This is a genomic window from Micromonospora sp. WMMA1976, assembly GCF_027497335.1.
In the GTDB taxonomy this organism is placed as follows: domain Bacteria; phylum Actinomycetota; class Actinomycetes; order Mycobacteriales; family Micromonosporaceae; genus Micromonospora; species Micromonospora aurantiaca.
Genome location: NZ_CP114912.1, coordinates 5143130 through 5161019, shown reverse-complemented (window position 1 = coordinate 5161019; position 17890 = coordinate 5143130). Strand labels below are relative to the sequence as shown.

The window sequence follows — 17890 nt, the reverse complement described above, 5'->3', positions numbered from 1 at the left end:
ACGCCGGCCACCGACACTTCTCATCTGCCGTCGGCGGCGAGGGCGTCGACGGCCTTGCGGGCGGCGATCAGCACCGGGTCCCACACCGGCGCGTACGGCGGCGCGTACCCCAGGTCGAGCGCCGTCATCTCGTCCACCGTCATGCCGTTCCACAGCGCGACCGCGAGCGCGTCGATCCGCTTGGCCGCCTCGGACCAGCCGACGATCTGCGCCCCGAGCAGCCGCCCGCTGGGCCGCTCGGCGATCAGCTTGACGGTCATCTCCCGCGCGCCCGGGTAGTAGCCGGCCCGGTTCGTCGACTGGGCCAGCACCGTCACGAACTCGAATCCGGCCTCCCGCGCGTCCCGCTCGCGCAGCCCGGTACGGCCCACCTCCAGCTCGCAGACCTTGGTGACGGCGGTGCCGATGACGCCGGGGAAGGTGGCGTACCCGCCGCCGATGTTGATGCCCGCGACCCGGCCCTGCTTGTTGGCGTGCGTGCCGAGCGGGATGTGCACCGGCATGCCGCTGACCCGGTGCAGCGACTCCACGCAGTCGCCCGCCGCCCAGACACCGGGTACGCCGGGCACCCGCATCCGGCGGTCGGTCCGCACCGCGCCGGAGGGACCGATCGGCAGGCCGGCGGCCTCCGCAAGCGCGGTGTTGGGGCGTACGCCGAGACCCAGCACCACGACGTCGGCCGGGATCGGCCCCTCGTCGGTGACCACGGCGGAGATCCGGCCGTCCCGCTCCTGGAGACCGGTGACCGTGAGGCCGGTGCGGACGCCGATGCCGGTGCCGCGCATCGCGTCGGCCACGAGCTCGCCCATGTCCGGGTCCACTGTCGACATCGGCTGGTCGGCCTGCTCCACGAGCTGGACGGAGAGCCCGCGCTGCACGAGCGCCTCGGCCATCTCGACGCCGACGTAACCGCCGCCGACGACGACCGCGCGCCGGGGCCGGGGCTCGCGTTCGAGCCAGGCGATCAGCGCCGCGCCGTCGTCCAGCGTCTGCACGCCGAACACGCCCGACACGTCGTCGCGTGCCCAGTCCGGCTGCACCGGGGACGCGCCGGTGGCGTACACCAGGGTGTCGAAACCGGCGCGGACCTCGCCGCCGCCGTCGAGGTCCCGCGCGAGGACCTCGCGGCGGTCCAGGTCGATGGCGGTGACCTCGTGCCGGGTACGGACCTCGATGCCGAACTCGTCGCGGAAGGTCTGCGGATCACGGGAGATCAACTCGTCCCGTTCCTCCACCAGGCCGCTCACCCAGTAGGGGATGCCGCAGGCCGAGTAGGAGGTGAAGTGCCCTCGCTCGAACGCGACGATCTCCAGGTCGGAGCGGTCGCGGCGGCGGCGCCGCGCCTGCGACGCCGCCGACATGCCGGCGGCGTCGCCACCGATGACGATCATGCGCTCGGCCACGTCGCCCATCCTGTCACGCCGGGCCGCGGCCGCACGACCGCTCAGCCACGGGTCTGCCGTGCCACGTCCGCGACCACGTCGACGAGCCGTCCGGTACGCGCGAACACCGCCCGCTGCCGCGCCGCGCCGCTGCCGTGCCGCCGCAGCGCGCCCAGCAGGTCGGTCACCCGGTCCAGGTCGTCGTGCCGTTCCAGTTCCGGGCGCAGCCGGTCGACGAGCCGGTCCAGCAGTTCCCAGGCCGGGCGCAGCTCACCGTCGGTGAGGTCGACGCCCTCGCCCTCCAGCCCGTCGTGGGCGGCCCGCCAGTGCGCCGCCACCAGCAGGTGGTGGTCGGTGTTGACGGCCGGACGGCCGGCGGCGATGTCGGTGAGCGCGGTGGCGACGAGCGCGCGGACCAGCGCCGCCACCAGCACCGCGTCGTCCACGGACGGGCAGACGTCGCCGATGCGGATCTCCACCGTGGGGTACTTGGCGGACAGGCGGGCGTACCAGTAGAGCATCCCCTCGTCCAGCATCACGCCGCTGGCGATGAGCTGCCGGATCAGCCGCTCGTAGTGCTCGTGCGACTCCAGGAACGGGGTGGGTGCGACCGACGGCCAGCGTTCCCACTCCACCGAGCGCCAGCTCGCGTACCCGGTGTCCTCGCCCCGGGAGAACGGGGAGTTCGCGGTGACCGCTTGCAGGATCGGCAGCCAGGGCCGGACGTGGTTGAGCACCTGCACACCGGTGTCCGGATCGGGGATGCCGACGTGGATGTGCATGCCGTTGTTGCCGGGACCGGGCACCAGCAGCCGGAACCGCTCGATCATCCGGTCGAAGCGCGGCTTGTCCACCACCGGCGGCACCGGCCCGTCGACCGGCCCGGTGCCGATCGCGAGCAGCCGTACGCCGGCCCGCTCGGCAGCGTCGGCCAGTTCGGCGCGCAGCATCGACAGCGAGTGCCGGATCGAGGACAGGTCCAGCCCGGGCGGGCTGCCGATCTCGATCTGGCTGGTCTGGAACTCGCGTTCCACCTGACCGCGCAGCTCGGCCGGCACCTGCTCCATGACCAGGTCGACGGCGGGTACGGCGGTCCCGGTGTGCGGGTCGGCGAGCAGGAACTCCTCCTCGACGCCGACTGTCAGCAGGTCGGTTCCGCCCGATGCGGCGCTCCGCTCCCGCTCCGCCACTGAGCCACTCATCGTCACCACCGTCTCCTCCGGACCGCTCGCGGCACCGTGCCGCGTGGTCGAGGATCTGTTACCCACCGTGTCCGTTTCGGGAAACGTGCCGGTGGGCGTGTCGGCCGGTTCGCCCGTTCGGGGTACGCCGGCCGGGTCGGCCGGGCGCCGGACCGGTGTGCGCGCACGGACCCGCGGGGCGTGACACGGCGGGCTAGGGTGGCCGTGTGGCGGGGATGCTGGCGGTGCTGACGGGGGCGTGGGCGTACGCCCTCGCCCTGTTCGCCGACCGGCCGGCCGGGCTGCTCGCCGGTGCGGCGGTCGTCGCCGCGCTGCTGCTCGCCACCCTGCTCGCGCTGCGGGTCCGCGCGCTGCCCACGCCGCCCGGCACCCGGTTCGCCGCCGCTCTGCGTGCCCGCGCCCGCCGTCGCGGGGTGCCCCGGCAGGTCGACCCGGACGCGCCGGGCCGTCCGCGGCCCCGCGCACCCGGCCTGCACCCCTCGGCCGCGTAGCCACCTCCCGGCCCGCGTCGGCGGGCCTCCCTCCCCGGCTTCCGCGGCCGATTCCGTCGTCATCCGTCCCGAGGTGCGGCACGTCGCCACCCGGGACACCCGGAATCGCCATCGAGGGGTCCACCCATGCTCGCCTTCGCACCGTTGCACTCCGCGGCCTCGGCCGCGGCCACAGTCGTCACCTGGCTCGCCGACGTGCTCGCCCCGCTCACCGGCGGCGCCGCGACGGCCGCCGCCATCGTCCTGTTCACGGTCGGCGTCCGGCTGCTGATCTCACCACTGACGGTGGCCCAGATCCGCGGGGAGCGGCGCCGCACCGCGCTCGCCCCCGAGGTACGGGAACTCCAGCGCCGGTACGCCGACGACCCGGCCCGCCTCCAGAGCGAGCTGTTCGCGCTCTACCGCAACGCCGGGGCCAGCCCGGTCGCGGGCTGTCTGCCGGCGCTGTTGCAGGCGCCGTTCTTCCTGGTCATGTACCGCCTGTTCGCCACCGGTGACGGCGCGCCGCAGCTGCTGGGGGAGCGGCTCGCCGGCGTACCGCTGGGGTGGCACCTCGGCGACGGCCTGGCCGGCCCGGTGCCGCTGGTGTTCGGCGTGCTGCTGGCCGCGCTGCTCGCGCTGGCCTGGTGGTCGTCGCGGCGGATGCGCCGGGCGGCGGCCGCCACCGGCACGGTGGCCGGGACGCCGACCGAGGGTCCGGGCGCGGCGGTGCTCGGGCGGGTGCTGCCGCTGCTGCCGTACGGCACGGTGCTGGTGGCGCTCGTGGTGCCGCTGGCGGCGGTGCTCTATCTGGTCACCACCACCGCGTGGACGGCGCTGGAGCAGGTGGTGCTGCGTCGGCCGCAGCCGGCGGAGGCCATCGACAAGCGTTGACAAGTGCGGGGGCGGGCGCGTAGAAATCGCTCTCAGAGAGCGCTCTCCCGGACCCGTCCCCGCAGAGAGGCACCCCGAATGAACCCGATCCCGGCGGCTGCGGCCGCCTCCGCCACCGTGCCCCGATCACGCCGCCGGCTCGCCCCGGCCGCCGGCGTCCTCGCGCTCACCACAGCCCTCGCGGGCGTCTCGATGACCGCCCAGGCCGCGGTGCCCCCGACGCCGTCCGGGTGGAACCTGGTGTGGAGCGACGACTTCATCGGCTCCGCCGGCACGCTGCCCTCGTCCGCCAACTGGATCATCGACACCGGCACCAGCTATCCGGGTGGCCCGGCCAACTGGGGCACCGGCGAGATCCAGACCTACACGTCCAGCACCGCCAACCTGGCCCACGACGGCTCGGGCAACCTGCGCATCACGCCGCTGCGGGACTCCGCAGGCCGCTGGACCTCGGCCCGGATCGAGACGGTACGGGCGAACTTCAAGCCGCCGTCGGGCGGCGTGCTGGCCCTGGAGGGCCGGATCCAGATGCCGAATGTGACAGGCGCGGCGGCGTCCGGGTACTGGCCGGCGTTCTGGGCGCTCGGCTCGCCGTACCGGGGCAACTACCAGAACTGGCCGGGTATCGGCGAGTTCGACGTGATGGAGAACGTCAACGGGATCAACTCGGTCTGGGGCGTCCTGCACTGCGGCGTCGCGCCGGGCGGTCCGTGCGGGGAGTTCAACGGCATCGGCGCCTCCCGGGCCTGCCCGGGCAGCACCTGCCAGTCGGCGTTCCACACCTACCGGTTCGAGTGGGACGCCTCGGTCAGCCCGCAGCAACTGCGCTGGTACGTCGACGGCCAGCTCTTCCACACCGTCGGGCAGAACCAGATCGGTGAGCCGTACTGGAGTCAGATGACCAACCACGCCGGCTACTTCCTGCTGCTCAACGTGGCGATGGGCGGCGGCTTCCCGGACGGCGTGGCCGGCTCGGCGACGCCCACCGCCTCGACCGTGTCCGGCCGGTCGATGCTCGTCGACTACGTGGCCGTCTACACCCGCGGCGGCGGGAGCAACCCGTCGCCGACGCCGACCACGCCGCCGCCGGGCGGGGTACGCGACCCGTACGCGACGATCCAGGCCGAGTCGTTCAACGCGCAGAACGGCGTGCAGGTGGAGACGTGTTCCGAGGGCGGCCAGGACATCGGCTGGCTCGCCAACGGCGACTGGGCCCGCTACGACAACGTCGACTTCGGCTCCACGCCGCCGCGCGACTTCGTGGCCCGGGTCGCCTCGGGCGCGGCGTCCGGGGTGAGCGGGCTGGTGGAGGTCCGGGTGGACAGCCCGACCGCGCCCCCGATCGGCAGTTTCGCGGTGGGCAACACCGGCGGCTGGCAGACCTGGCGCTCGGTGCCGGGCAACGTCGGCGCGGTGACCGGTCGGCACACCGTCTACCTGACGTTCAGCAGCGGCCAGCCGTCCGACTTCGTCAACGTCAACTGGTTCACCTTCCGCCGCTGAGCGCGGCCGGGCGTGGCCCGGACCCACCGGTCCGGGCCGCGTCGAACCGGTGCTGGACAGAAACAGTTAACACTCCTAATAATAGGCGCACGTCGACGGTTGTGAATTCCTCTCCACCCCCGCCCGTCCCCTGGAGGACGCCGTGAGACTCCGCCCCCGCCTGGCGACGCTCGCCGCCGCGCTGACCACAGCAGTGGTCGCCGGTGCCCTGCTCGCCGCCCCGCCCGCCTCCGCCGCCACCGCGGCCTTCGTCCGCACCTCCAGCTGGAGCAGCGGGTACGAGGCCCGGTTCACCGTCACAAACGACAGCTCCGCCGCGATCTCCTCGTGGAACGTCCAGTTCGACCTGCCGTCCGGCAGCACGCTCGGCTCGTTCTGGGACGCCCGCCTGACCACCTCCGGCCAGCACGTCACCGCCGTCAACCAGTCCTGGAACGGCGCGCTCGCCCCGGGCGCCAGCACCAGCTTCGGCTTCGTCGTCAGCGGCACCGGCGACCCGGTGAACTGCACAGTGAACGGCGCCTCCTGCACCGGCGGCAACCCCGGCAACCCGGGCGCGCCCGCCACCCCCGGCGGCCTGCGGGTCACCGGCACCACCGCGTCCTCCGTCGCACTCGCCTGGAACGCCGTCTCCGGGACCGTCACCGGCTACCGCGTGTACGAGGGCAGCACCGTCAGGGCCACCGTCACCGGCACCTCGGCCACCGTCTCCGGGCTGGCCGCGTGCAGCGGGCACAGCTACACCGTGACCGCGTACAACGGCAGCGGCGAGTCGGCGAAGTCGGCGGCGGTCGCGGCCACCACGAGCGGCTGCACCGGTGGAGGCGGCGGTGTCATGGCCGCCGCGCCCTACCTCTACCCGGGCTGGGGCGACCCGCCCGCGCCCGCCACCGTGATGGGCGCGACCGGGATCAAGTGGTTCACCATCGCGTTCGTGCTCTCCGGCGGCGGCTGCACCCCGGCCTGGGACGGCACCGGGCCGCTGACGGGCGGCACGCACGCCGCCACCATCGCCGCGATCAAGGCGGCCGGCGGCGACGTCATCCCGTCCTTCGGCGGGTGGAGCGGCAACAAGCTCGGCCCGAACTGCTCGACCGCCGCTGCCCTGGCCGGCGCGTACCAGCAGGTCATCAATGCGTACGGGCTGAAGGCGATCGACATCGACATCGAGAACAGCGACGAGTTCGAGAACGAGGTGGTGCAGGACCGCATCCTGGACGCCCTGAAGATCGTCAAGCAGAACAACCCGGGGATCAAGACCATCATCACGTTCGGCACCTCGACCACCGGGCCGTCGTACTACGGCACCCGGCTGATCAACCAGGCCGCCGCGAAGGGCACCGGGATCGACGTGTTCACGATCATGCCGTTCGACTTCGGCGGCGGCGCGAACATGTACCAGAACACCGTGAACGCGGCCGAGGGCCTGAAGACCGCGCTGCGCAACGCGTTCGGCTGGTCCGACGCCACCGCGTACGCCCACATGGGCCTGTCCGGCATGAACGGCCTCTCCGACCAGCAGGAACTGACCTCGCCGGCCACGTGGACGCAGATCCGCGACTGGGCCAAGGCCCGCGGCCTGGCCCGGTTCACGTTCTGGTCGGTCAACCGGGACCGGCCCTGCCCCGGCGGCGGCGTGGTCGCAAACTGCTCCGGCATCGCGCAGAACACCTGGGAGTTCACCGGCATCACCGCGGGCTTCTGAGCCCGCGCGGCGGTCAGCGCCCGGTGGTCACCGACTGCCGGGCGCGCCGCCGGCGCACCTTCTTCACCGCCCAGCTCACGATCATGAAGCCGAAGACGGCGAAGATCGCGTAGTTGAACCACTGGCTGTACCTGTCGACGTCCTCCCACCGCGACCCGAGGGCGAACCCCGCGCCGACGATCAGGGCGTTCCACACGCCGCTGCCGAGCGTGGTGAGCAGGATGAACTCGCCCAGCGGCATCCGGTTGGCGCCGGCCGGGATCGAGACCAGGCTGCGCACCACAGGCACCACCCGGCCGATCAGCACCGCCCACCGGCCGTGCCGCTCGAACCAGCGGTCGGCCTTCTCCAGATCCTCCAGGTCGACCAGCGGGATGTGGTCCAGCCAGCGCTTGAGCCGGTCCTCTCCGAGCGCCGCGCCCAGCCAGTAGAGCACCAGCGCGCCGATCAGCGAGCCGACTGTCGCGGCGACCACGATCACCACCACGTTGAACCGCCCCTCGGCGCACAGGTAGCCGGCCATCGCCAGCACGATCTCGCTCGGGATCGGCGGGATGATGCTCTCCAGCGCCACCAGCAGCGCCACACCGACCGCGCCGAGCGAGTCGATCACGCTCGCCACCCAGCCGGTCAGCCCGGTGAACTGGTTCGGGTCGACGTCCTGGGCCAGGGCCATGTCGGTCCTTCCACGCGAGAGCCGGAGATCCGAAGGTTTTACCCGGACCGGCCGGTGTCACACCTGTGACTCAGCCCTCGGGGTGCAGCGCGGCGTCCGCCGGACCCCGCCGCCAGCCGGTGAAGCGGACCAGCAGCCCGCCCCGGCTGGGCGAGCAGCAGTACGGGCCGGCCGACGCCTCCGCCGCCGGGTCGAGCGGCGCGACGCGCACCAGCCGCCACGGCTCGTCCGCGCACCGGGCCCGTACGGTGAGCGCGTCCCCGGCCCGGCTCACCCGGACCGTCACCTCCCGGCCCGACCACTGCGGCACCGGCGCCACCGACCAGTCGGAGAACTCGTCCGTGACCACGGCGCCCACCTGCGGCGCGCCGTCGCTCACCTCCACCCCGGCCTTGGTCCACCGCCGGTCGTCCACCCGCACCAGCACGCCGGCCTGGTCGAACTGGGCCGTGTAGTCGAGGACGAACGACACCTCCACGGCGCTGTCCACGCCGAACGGCGCGAGCAGCGCCGAGCCGTCGTCGTGCACGAAACCGTAGCTGGTGCGCCGCCAGAAGTCGCTGCCGCCGTGCGGCTCGACCAGCAGGCCGCCGCCGTCTACCGGCTCGGCCCGCTCCGGCGGGTTCAGCCAGGTGCCGGCGGACCAGTCGTACGCCTCCTCGCTCATCGGAGCACCGTACCGGGTTTGCCGTCGCGCGCGTTCGGAGAAGTAGTCCTCGCATGGGTGACAGGTGGTATCAGGAGGCGGTCGTCTACTGCCTCGACGTCGACACGTACGCGGACTCCGACGGCGACGGGGTGGGTGACTTCCAGGGGCTGATCGGCCGGCTGGACTACCTGGCCCGGCTCGGCGTGACCTGCCTGTGGCTCAACCCGATCCATCCCTCGCCGAACAAGGACGACGGGTACGACGCCACCGACTTCTACAACGTCGACCCGCGGCTGGGCACGCTCGGCGACTTCGCCGAACTGCTGCACCAGGCGAGTAACAGGGGCATCCGGGTGATCATCGACCTGGTGGTCAACCACACCTCGGACCAGCACCCGTGGTTCCAGTCCGCCCGCTCGTCGCCGGACTCGCCGTACCGGGACTGGTACGTCTGGGCCGACCACGAGCCGGCCGACCGCCACCAGGGCATGGTGTTCCCGGGCGAGCAGCACGAGACGTGGACCTACGACCGGACCGCCAAGGCGTGGTACTACCACCGCTTCTACAAGTTCCAGCCGGACCTGAACATCGAGAACCCGAAGGTCCGCGCGGAGATCAAGAAGATCACCTCGTTCTGGCTCCAGCTCGGCGTCTCCGGCTTCCGGATGGACGCGGTGCCGTTCATCATCGAGCGCACCGAACCGGGCAACCCGAACTCGCCGAAGGACTTCGACTTCCTCACCGATCTGCGTCAGCACGTGCAGTGGCGGCGCGGCGACTCGGTCCTGCTGGCCGAGGCGAACGTCGAGCCGGACGAGCTGCCGGTCTACTTCGGCGACGGCAGCGGCTCGGGCAACCGGATCCACATGCTGTTCGACTTCATGCTCAACGGCCGGCTGATGCTCGCCCTGGCCCGCGAGGACCCGGAGGTGATCATCGAGGCGTTGCGCGACACCCCGAAGCTGCCCACCGGCGGCCAGTGGGCCACGTTCCTGCGCAACCACGACGAGATCGACCTGTCCCGGCTCACCGCGGACCAGCGCAACGACGTGCTGGCGAAGTTCGGTCCGGACGAGAACATGCAGCTCTACGGCCGGGGCATCCGCCGTCGGCTCGCGCCGATGCTGGGCAACGACCGCCGGCACATGGAGCTGGCGTACTCGCTGCAGTTCTCGCTGCGCGGCACGCCGGTGCTGCGCTACGGCGAGGAGATCGGCATGGGGGAGGACCTGACGCTGGACGGGCGCGACGCGATCCGCACCCCGATGCAGTGGTCCTACGCGGACAACGCCGGCTTCTCCACCGCGGAGCCGGAGAAGCTGGTCCGCCCGGTGATCGACAAGGGTGAGTACGGCTACCAGAACGTCAACGTGACCGCCCAGCGCAAGGACCCGCGGTCGCTGCTCGGCTGGTTCGAGCGGATGATCCGGACGCTGCGGGAGGCGCCGGAGACCGGCTCGGGCAGCACCACCCACATCGACGTGCCGATGCCCCCGGGCGTGCTCGCGCACCGTGCCGACGGGCGTACCGGGACCATGGTCTTCCTGCACAACCTGGGGACCGAGGACGTGGAGGTGGACCTGAGCGCGCTGGCGCCGGAGGCGGACCTGCCGATCGACGTGCTCAGCGACCGCAACTACGAGGACGTGGGCAAGCTCGACCGGCTCAAGCTCGCCGGGTACGGCTACCGGTGGATCCGGCTCTGCCGGGGACACGAGCGGTAGGGGGCGGCGTACCGGCGGGTTAAGCTCCTTCGATCGAGCCACAAGTTACCGGGAGGTAAGCATGTCGGAGGAGCCCCGCGTCGCCGTCGTGACCGGAGCCGCGCGCGGCATCGGGGCGGCGACCGCCCGACGGCTGGCGGCCGACGGCATGGCCGTCGCCGTGGTCGACATCGACGAGTCCGCGACCAAGGAGACGGTGGACGCCATCGGCTCGGCCGGCGGCCGGGCGCTCGGCGTCGGCGCCGACGTGTCCGACCGGGCCCAGGTCGAGGCGGCCGTGGAGCGGATCGCCGCCGAACTCGGCGCACCGACCGTCCTGGTCAACAACGCCGGCGTGCTGCGCGACAACCTGCTGTTCAAGATGACCGACGGCGACTGGGACACGGTCATGGGCGTGCACCTGCGCGGGGCGTTCCTGTTCAGCCAGGCCGCGCAGAAGCACATGGTCGAGGCGAAGTGGGGCCGGATCGTCAACCTGTCCAGCACGTCCGCGCTCGGCAACCGGGGCCAGGCGAACTACTCGGCCGCCAAGGCCGGTCTCCAGGGCTTCACCAAGACGCTGGCGATCGAGCTGGGCCCGTTCGGGGTGACTGTCAACGCGGTCGCGCCGGGCTTCATCGTCACCGACATGACCGCCGCCACCGCGGCGCGGATGAAGGTCGACTTCGACGACCTCCAGAAGCACGCCGCAGCCGAGATCCCGGTCCGCCGTCCCGGCCGCCCGGAGGACGTCGCGCACACCATCTCGTTCCTGGCCAGCGAGGGCGCGTCCTTCGTGTCCGGCCAGGTCATCTACGTCGCCGGCGGTCCGAAGGACTGACCGGCCCGACCCGGCGCGGGCCCGCTCAGGCGGGGTCGCGCCGGGTGCGCCAGAGCCAGAACAGGCCGAGCACCGGCAGCACCAGCGGCACGTAGCCGTAGCCGCTGCCGAAGTCGGACCAGACCGTCTCGTCCGGGAACAGCTCCTTGTCGGCGATGCTCAGCACGCCCACCCCGAGCACGCCGACCAGTTCGACCGTGCAGCAGGCGAGCGCGACCCGGCGGCCGGCGTGCCCGGCCCGGGCCAGCCCGACCGCCGCCACGATGTAGATCAGCGCGGCGACCGCGGAGAGCAGGTACGCCACCGGCGCCTCGTCGAACTTCGTGGCGATCTGCAAGCTCGCCCGCGAGGTCGCGGCGATGGCGAACACGATGTAGACGGCGATCAGCAGCCGGCCCGGGCCGCGGTTGGTGGCGCGCTGCTCGTTCGCGGTCGTCGGGTCAGCCACCGAGGACCTCCCAGGTCTGCTGGAGCCGTACCGCCACCACCGGCGTGACCAGGCAGATCGCGCAGACGATGCCGGAGCCCCAGCGGGTCGGCTCCATCCGGGCCAGTACCCAGGCCAGCGGCGGCAGGCAGACGAGCGTCGCCAGGTAGCCGAAGAACGCGCCCGGCTCGCCCGGCCGCTCGCCGCCGCCGAGCGCGACGAGAGCCGTCACGGTGAGCGCGAGCAGCGCCACCTCCAGCACGGCCAGGCCGGCGAACTGGATCCGGTCCGGCGGCCGGTGGCGTACCGCCGCCACCAGGGCCCAGACGGCGACCGCCAGCGAGATCACGATCGCGACCGTGGCGAGCGGCCCGTCCACCGGGGAGGCGGAGGCGGCCGCCGCGCTGGTCGTCGACACGGTGTCGTTCACCGGCACAGCCTACTAACCGGTGTAGTAGCGGCTCGCCCGCCGGGTCGGGGCGCGCCGGACGGGCCGGGGGACTAGCGTGGATCACGGTCCCGGCGTACGCCGGTGGCGGACGTCGACGGCAGGGGGTCGGGGTGCGGTTCGGGTTGTTCGGCACCGGTTACTGGGCGGCGGAGACGCATGCCGCGGCCATCGAGGCGCACCCGCGGGCACGGCTCGCCGGCGTCTGGGGGCGCAACCCGGCGAAGGCGGAGGAGCTGGCCACCCGGCACGGCGTACCGGTCTTCACCGACGTGGACGCGCTCATCGACGCCTGCGACGCGGTCGCCGTGGCGCTTCCGCCGGACGTGCAGGCCGACATCGCCGTCCGGGCCGCCACCGCCGGGCGGCACCTGCTGCTGGACAAGCCGCTGGCGCTCGACCTCGACGACGCCGACCGGGTGGTCGACGCGGCACAGGCGTCCGGGGTGGCGTCGGTGGTCTTCTTCACCCAGCGCTTCCACCCGAACGTCACCGGGTTCCTCGCCTCGACCGCCGCGGCGGGTGGCTGGCAGCACGCCCGCGCCACCATGTTCGCGTCGATCTTCCAGCCCGGGAACCCGTACGGCGACTCGACCTGGCGGCGGGAGCGCGGCGCGCTGTGGGACATCGGCCCGCACGCCCTGTCGCTGATCCTGCCGGTGCTCGGCCGGGTCACCCGGGTCGCCGCGATGGACGGCCCGAGCGGTCTGGTGCACCTGCTGCTCACCCACGACGGCGGCGCGACCAGCTCGCTCTCGCTCACCCTGGACGCGCCGTCCGAGGCGGTCACCCGGGACTTCGTCTTCTTCGGCGAGAACGGCACCGAGACCGTCCCGCCCGGCGACGGCAGCGCGCTCCAGGCGTTCGGCGCTGCGCTCGACCAGTTGCTGGAGGAGGTCGACGCGGGCACCCGCGACCACCGCTGCGACGTGCGGTTCGGCCGCGAGGTGGTGGCGGTGCTGGACGCCGCGCAGACCGCCCGGGCGCAGGGACGCACCGTCGACCTGTAGGAAACCGGTCGCTCGGGCCGGACCCGGTCGTTAGCGTGGCGGCATGTTCACGCATGCCCTGGTCCGCGTGGCCGCCGCGCCGGCCGCGTACGGGCTCCTCCTGGACGCCCGTCCGCGGTTCCGGCGCCCGGCCCTGGCCGGCCGGTACGCCGCCCGCGTCTGACCCGACCGCCGGTTCCCGACCCGCCCCGAGGGGCGCCGGTCGTGCCACCTCGCCGAGGTGGCGGTACCCGTGGTTAGTCCACGCCACCTCGCCCAGGTGGCCCTCTCAGGCATGCGCCGCGTCCCGGCCACCGTCCAGGGTCGTCCGAGTCCCGATCCGCTCGGACCGCCCGCCCGATCCGCCCCACGCCGCCTCGACGGCGGGGGACACCAGCGCAGCGGTCCGTACCCGTCGCCGTCCGGCGACAGACAGGACGAACCCGTGGCGCCCCGCCGAACCACCGCACGCGACCGGTCCCGTCGCGTACTGTCCCAGAACTTCCTCGCCGACCCGGACGCCGTCGCGCGGATGGTCCGCGCGGTCCGGCCCGGCCCGGACGACCTGCTGCTGGAGGTCGGCGCCGGTCGCGGCCGGCTGACCCGGCCGCTCGCCGCGCGGTGCGGGCGGCTGATCGCGTACGAGGTCGACCCGGCCGTGCTGCCCGAGCTGACAGCGGCCTGCGTTCCGCTGCCGAACGTCGAGGTACGGGCGGCCGACTTCCTGGCCGCGCCCCCGCCCGCCGGGCCGTTCTCGGTGGCTGGCAACATCCCCTGGTCGCTCACCGCGGCGGTGGTCCGCTGGTGCCTGGCCGCACCAGGGTTGCGTGTCGCGACGCTGCTCACCCAGCTCGACTACGCCCGTAAGCGCACCGGCGACCACGGCCGGTGGAGCCGGCTCACCGTGCTCACCTGGCCCGAACACCACTGGCGGCTGGCCGGGCGGGTGCCCCGGGCCGCGTTCCGGCCGGTGCCGGGGGTGGACGGGGGCATTCTGCGGCTGGAGCGCCGGACGACGCCACTCGTGGCACCGGCGATGCTGCCCGCGTACCGGCGGATGGTGGAGCTGGGCTTCGGCGGAGTCGGCGGCTCGCTCGCGGCCTCGCTGCGCGCGGGCCATCCCCGGCCGCGGGTCGACGGCGCGTTGCGGGCCGCGCGGATCGCGCCGGACACCCCGGTCGGGCTGGTCTGGCCGGAACAGTGGCTGGTGCTGTTCCGGTTGCTGCACGCGCCGCTCAACCGGCGAGCGTGACCAGCGCCTCGACCAGTTCGGCCGGGGTGTCGAACTCCTCGGCCGGCAGCGTGCGCAGCCGCTGGAGCGTCTCGGTGCTGGCTCCGTTCTCCTGGCCCCAGCGGACCAGGTCCTCCCGGGAGACCGGGTAGTCCAGCCCGGCCAGGAACTCCTGCAACTGCGCGCCGGTGACGGTCATGCCGCTCGGCTACCCGCTGGGCCCGGCGGCATGCCCGCTGCCGCCGGGCCGCGGTTGCGGTTTGTCCCGGCGGGCCCCGGGTAGCCGCGGACATGCTGGTACAGCGGCTCGGCGCGCCGAGCGACTTCGACCCCTTGCTGGACCGCGTACGGGACGCCCGGGTGGTGATGATCGGCGAGGCGACGCACGGCAGCTACGACTACTACCGGCTGCGGGAACAGCTGACCCGGCGGCTCATCGCCGAACAGGGGTTCGACTTCGTGGCGGTGGAGGGGGACTGGCCGGACTGCGACCGGGTGCACCGGTCGGTGGTCGGCGCGCCGGGCGGGCTGGCCGATCCGCTCGTCGCGCTGGAACGGTTCGAACGCTGGCCGACCTGGATGTGGGCGAACGCCGAGGTGGCCCGCTTCTGCCGCTGGCTGCGGGCGTGGAACCTGGACCGCCCCGAGGGGGAGCGGGCCGGCTTCCACGGGCTGGACGTGTATTCCCTCTGGGAATCGATGCAGGCCATCTTCGACTACCTCGGTGAGGAGGATCCGGCCTCGCTGGAGGCCGCCCAGGAGGCGTACCGCTGCTTCGAGCCGTACGGCAAGCGACCCGAGGAGTACGGGATGGCCAGCCGGTTCGTCTCCGCCCGGTGCGAGGAGGAGGTGGTCCGGCTGCTGGCGCGTACCCGGGAGCAGGCCGCCGCGGACGGCCCGGACCGCTTTTCGGCCTGGCAGAACGCGGAGGTGGTGGCCGGCGCGGAGCGGTACTACCGGGCGATGGTCGGTGGCGGCCCCGAGTCGTGGAACGTCCGCGACGTCCACATGGCCGACACGCTCGACCGGCTGCTCGACCGGTACGGGCCGGACTCGCGGGGCATCGTGTGGGCGCACAACACGCACGTCGGCGACGCCCGGGCCACCGACATGGCGGCGGACGGCATGGTCAACATCGGGCAGCTGGGCCGGGAACGGCACGGCCGGGACGCGGTGGCGCTGATCGGCTTCGGCAGCTGGCACGGCAGCGTGGTCGCCGCGCCGCGCTGGGGCTCACCGGCCGAGACGATGGTGGTGCCGCCGGCTCGGGAGGGTTCGGTGGAGCACCGGCTGCACGAGCTGATGCCGGACCGGGCGGTGCTCGTGTTCGGCGGCGACGACCAGCCGGAGTGGGTGACCGGCGAGGCGGACCACCGGGCCATCGGGGTGGTGTACGACCCGAGCTTCGAGTCCTGGGGCAACTACGTGCCGACCCGGCTGGGCGAGCGCTACGACGCGTTCATCTGGTGCGACGAGACGACCGCGCTGCACCCGCTGCCGGCGTGCGTGACGCCGGGCGAGATGGAGACGTACCCGGCGGGTGTGTGACGGGTGGGGCCCCGCGCGGCCCCACCCGCACCGATCACACGTTCGCGTGCTGCTTCTCGGCGAGGTGGGCGCGCAGGCCCTCACCCTCGACGTCCACGTTGGGCAGGATCTTGTTCAGCCAGCGCGGCAGCCACCAGGCGGCGTTGTTCAGCAGCGACATCACCGCCGGCACGATCGTCATCCGGACCACGAACGCGTCGATGGCGACACCGATCGCGAGCGCGAAGCCCATCGACTTGATGATCGGGTCCTCCAGGAACACGAAGCCGCCGAACACCGAGATCATGATGAGCGCGGCGGCGGTGACCACCCGGGCGCCGTGCCCCATGCCGTTGATGGTGGCCTGCTGGGCGGTGTCGCCGTGCACGAAGTCTTCGCGCATCCGGGAGACCAGGAAGACCTCGTAGTCCATAGCCAGGCCGAACAGGATGCCGATGAGCAGGATCGGCAGGAAGCTGACCAGCGGGGCCGGCGTGTCCAGGCCGACCAGGTCGGCCAGGTGGCCCTGCTGGAACACCGCGACGGTGATGCCGAACGTGGCCGCCACGGTGAGCAGGAAGCCGAGCGCCGCCTTGACCGGCACCAGGATCGACCGGAACACCAGCATCAGCAGCAGGATCGACAGGCCCACCACCAGCAGCAGGTAGACCGGCAGCGCGTCGGAGAGTTTCTCCGACACGTCGATGCCGACCGCGGTGACGCCGGTGAGCAGCACGTCGGCGTTCTGGATGCCGGAGACCTGCTTGCGGATGTCATGCACCACCGTCTCGGTGGCCTCGTCGGTCGGTCCGGTCTTCGGGATCACCCCGATCAGCGCGGTACGCCCCGACGGGTCGACCTGCGGCGGGGCCACGGCCAGCACCCCGTCGGTCTTCTGGACCAGCGCGGTCACCTGCGGGATGGCGGCCTGGGTGTCCTGCGGCGAGTCGGCGGTCACCACGACCGCGAGCCGGCCGGTGAAGCCGGGGCCGAAGCCCTCACGGATCAGGTCGCTGCTGACCCGGGCGGGGGTGCCCTCGGCGGCGGCGGAGGCGTCCGGCAGCGCCAGGCGCATGTCCTGGGCCGGGATCGCGAGCAGGCCGAGGCCGAGCAGCCCGACCAGGATCACCGGGATGCGCAGCTTGGTCACCCACCGCGCCCAGCGGAAGCCGAAGCCGGAGCGGTCCTCGGAGCCGGTGGTCGGGTCCTCGACCGCCTTGCGGTCACGCAGCTTGCGCGGCAGCACCTTGTGGCCGGCGAAGCCGAGCAGCGCCGGGGCCAGCGTGATCGCCACCAGTACGGCGATCGTGACGGTGCCGGCGGCGGCCAGGCCCATCACGGTGAGGAACGGGATGCCCACCACGGCCAGGCCGGCGAGCGCCACCACGACCGTCGCGCCGGCGAAGACCACAGCCGAGCCGGCGGTGCCGACCGCGCGACCGACCGCCTCCTCCGGGGAGAGCCCGTCGAGGAGGTTCTGCCGGTGCCGGGAGGTGATGAACAGCGAGTAGTCGATGCCGACCGCGAGGCCGAGCATCAGCGCCAGGATCGGCGCGGTGCTGGTCAGCTCGACCGCGCCGCTGAGCGCGAACAGACCGGCCATGCCGACGCCGACGCCGATGAGCGCGTTCAGCATGGTCATGCCGGCCGCCACGAGCGAGCCGAACGTGATCACCAGGACGATCGCCGCGACCAGCACGCCGATCGCCTCGGTCGAGCCGACCTCCGGCTCGGCGTTCAGCACCTCGCCACCGGGGGCGATCTGCCAGCCCTGCGCCTCGGCCTGCGCGCCGACCTTCTCGTACGCGTCGCGCTGCTCGTCGGTGACCTCGTCCGCGCCGCCGGCGAACTGCACCTGGACCAGCGCGTACCGGCCGTCCGGGGTGAGCGCCTGCGCCTGGTACGGGTCGACCGCGCCGACCACGCCGGGCAGCGTGGCCGCCTCCTCGGTGACCTGCTTGACCACCGCCTGTCCGGCGGGTGAGGTCAGCGCGCCGTCCTGCGGCGCCTTGATCGCGATGGTGCCGGTGGCGCCGCTGGCCGCCGGGAAGCGGTCGGCGAGCAGGTCGATCGCCTTCTGCGACTCGGTGCCCGGCATGGTGAAGTTGCTCGCCGTCGGGCCCCGCAGCGTGGCCGCGGCCAGGCCGAGGCCGACGAGTACGACGAGCCAGACGACGGCGACGAGTCGCCGCCGGCGCAGGGATGCCCGGCCGAGCCGGTACAGCAGGGTCGCCATGGACCTT

At 73.0% G+C, this 17890-nt stretch carries 17 protein-coding genes; 9 read left to right on the top strand and 8 right to left on the bottom strand.

The window, feature by feature from the left end; translation table 11 throughout:
* Positions 1-20: 20 nt before the first annotated feature.
* Together O7546_RS23665 and O7546_RS23660 are read right to left on the bottom strand one after the other, a co-directional pair.
* Positions 21-1403, bottom strand: a complete 1383-nt coding sequence (locus O7546_RS23665; RefSeq protein ID WP_281600056.1) for an FAD-dependent oxidoreductase — start codon at positions 1401-1403, stop codon at positions 21-23.
* 41 nt (positions 1404-1444) lie between these two features.
* Positions 1445-2593 (bottom strand): glutamate--cysteine ligase, encoded by a 1149-nt coding sequence (locus O7546_RS23660; protein WP_194800543.1) that lies wholly within the window; start codon positions 2591-2593, stop codon positions 1445-1447.
* A gap of 206 nt (positions 2594-2799) precedes the next feature.
* Between O7546_RS23660 and O7546_RS23655 the strand changes: the two genes are divergently transcribed.
* From O7546_RS23655 to O7546_RS23640, 4 genes are all read left to right on the top strand, one after another.
* Positions 2800-3075 (top strand): DUF6412 domain-containing protein, encoded by a 276-nt coding sequence (locus O7546_RS23655; RefSeq protein WP_091422448.1) that lies wholly within the window; start codon positions 2800-2802, stop codon positions 3073-3075.
* A gap of 126 nt (positions 3076-3201) precedes the next feature.
* Positions 3202-3948: a membrane protein insertase YidC gene (gene yidC / locus O7546_RS23650; protein WP_194800544.1), complete on the top strand. Its 747-nt coding sequence runs from the start codon at positions 3202-3204 to the stop codon at positions 3946-3948.
* A gap of 78 nt (positions 3949-4026) precedes the next feature.
* Positions 4027-5451 (top strand): carbohydrate-binding protein, encoded by a 1425-nt coding sequence (locus O7546_RS23645; protein WP_194800545.1) that lies wholly within the window; start codon positions 4027-4029, stop codon positions 5449-5451.
* Between the two features lie 142 nt (positions 5452-5593).
* Positions 5594-7156, top strand: a complete 1563-nt coding sequence (locus O7546_RS23640; protein ID WP_194800546.1) for a cellulose binding domain-containing protein — start codon at positions 5594-5596, stop codon at positions 7154-7156.
* 13 nt (positions 7157-7169) lie between these two features.
* Here the strand turns inward: O7546_RS23640 and O7546_RS23635 are convergent, their stop codons facing one another.
* Positions 7170-7832: a DedA family protein gene (locus tag O7546_RS23635; RefSeq protein ID WP_281600055.1), complete on the bottom strand. Its 663-nt coding sequence runs from the start codon at positions 7830-7832 to the stop codon at positions 7170-7172.
* 70 nt (positions 7833-7902) lie between these two features.
* Positions 7903-8499 carry a DUF1349 domain-containing protein gene (locus O7546_RS23630; protein ID WP_194800548.1) on the bottom strand — a complete coding sequence of 199 codons (597 nt, stop codon included), beginning with the start codon at positions 8497-8499 and terminating at the stop codon, positions 7903-7905.
* A 53-nt stretch (positions 8500-8552) separates the two neighbouring features.
* On the opposite strand from O7546_RS23630, the gene O7546_RS23625 reads away from it, so the two are divergent.
* Positions 8553-10205 (top strand): alpha-amylase family protein, encoded by a 1653-nt coding sequence (locus O7546_RS23625; RefSeq protein WP_281600054.1) that lies wholly within the window; start codon positions 8553-8555, stop codon positions 10203-10205.
* 61 nt (positions 10206-10266) lie between these two features.
* A complete protein-coding gene (gene fabG / locus O7546_RS23620) occupies positions 10267-11025 on the top strand; it encodes a 3-oxoacyl-ACP reductase FabG (protein WP_281600053.1) in 759 nt (252 codons plus the stop codon).
* A gap of 25 nt (positions 11026-11050) precedes the next feature.
* Here fabG and O7546_RS23615 read toward each other — a convergent pair whose 3' ends face one another.
* Together O7546_RS23615 and O7546_RS23610 are read right to left on the bottom strand one after the other, a co-directional pair.
* Positions 11051-11473: a hypothetical protein gene (locus tag O7546_RS23615; protein WP_194800550.1), complete on the bottom strand. Its 423-nt coding sequence runs from the start codon at positions 11471-11473 to the stop codon at positions 11051-11053.
* Positions 11466-11888 (bottom strand): hypothetical protein, encoded by a 423-nt coding sequence (locus O7546_RS23610; RefSeq protein ID WP_269697590.1) that lies wholly within the window; start codon positions 11886-11888, stop codon positions 11466-11468. Before O7546_RS23610 ends, O7546_RS23615 begins: the two co-directional genes overlap by 8 nt.
* Before the next feature lie 125 nt (positions 11889-12013).
* Here O7546_RS23610 and O7546_RS23605 point away from each other — a divergent pair, with 125 nt between their 5' ends.
* A complete protein-coding gene (locus O7546_RS23605) occupies positions 12014-12910 on the top strand; it encodes a Gfo/Idh/MocA family oxidoreductase (RefSeq protein ID WP_194800552.1) in 897 nt (298 codons plus the stop codon).
* A 424-nt stretch (positions 12911-13334) separates the two neighbouring features.
* Positions 13335-14141, top strand: a complete 807-nt coding sequence (gene erm, locus O7546_RS23600) for an ErmE/ErmH/ErmO/ErmR family 23S rRNA (adenine(2058)-N(6))-methyltransferase (RefSeq protein ID WP_281600052.1) — start codon at positions 13335-13337, stop codon at positions 14139-14141.
* Here the strand turns inward: erm and O7546_RS23595 are convergent.
* Positions 14125-14319 carry a DUF2795 domain-containing protein gene (locus O7546_RS23595; RefSeq protein WP_091422483.1) on the bottom strand — a complete coding sequence of 65 codons (195 nt, stop codon included), beginning with the start codon at positions 14317-14319 and terminating at the stop codon, positions 14125-14127. The two genes, erm and O7546_RS23595, sit on opposite strands and share 17 nt — an antisense overlap.
* Before the next feature lie 92 nt (positions 14320-14411).
* On the opposite strand from O7546_RS23595, the gene O7546_RS23590 reads away from it, so the two are divergent.
* Positions 14412-15668: an erythromycin esterase family protein gene (locus O7546_RS23590; protein ID WP_269697588.1), complete on the top strand. Its 1257-nt coding sequence runs from the start codon at positions 14412-14414 to the stop codon at positions 15666-15668.
* 34 nt (positions 15669-15702) lie between these two features.
* Here O7546_RS23590 and O7546_RS23585 read toward each other — a convergent pair whose 3' ends face one another.
* Complete coding sequence (locus O7546_RS23585; RefSeq protein ID WP_194800555.1) at positions 15703-17883, bottom strand: MMPL family transporter; 2181 nt, start codon at positions 17881-17883, stop codon at positions 15703-15705.
* Between the last annotated feature and the right edge of the window lie 7 nt (positions 17884-17890).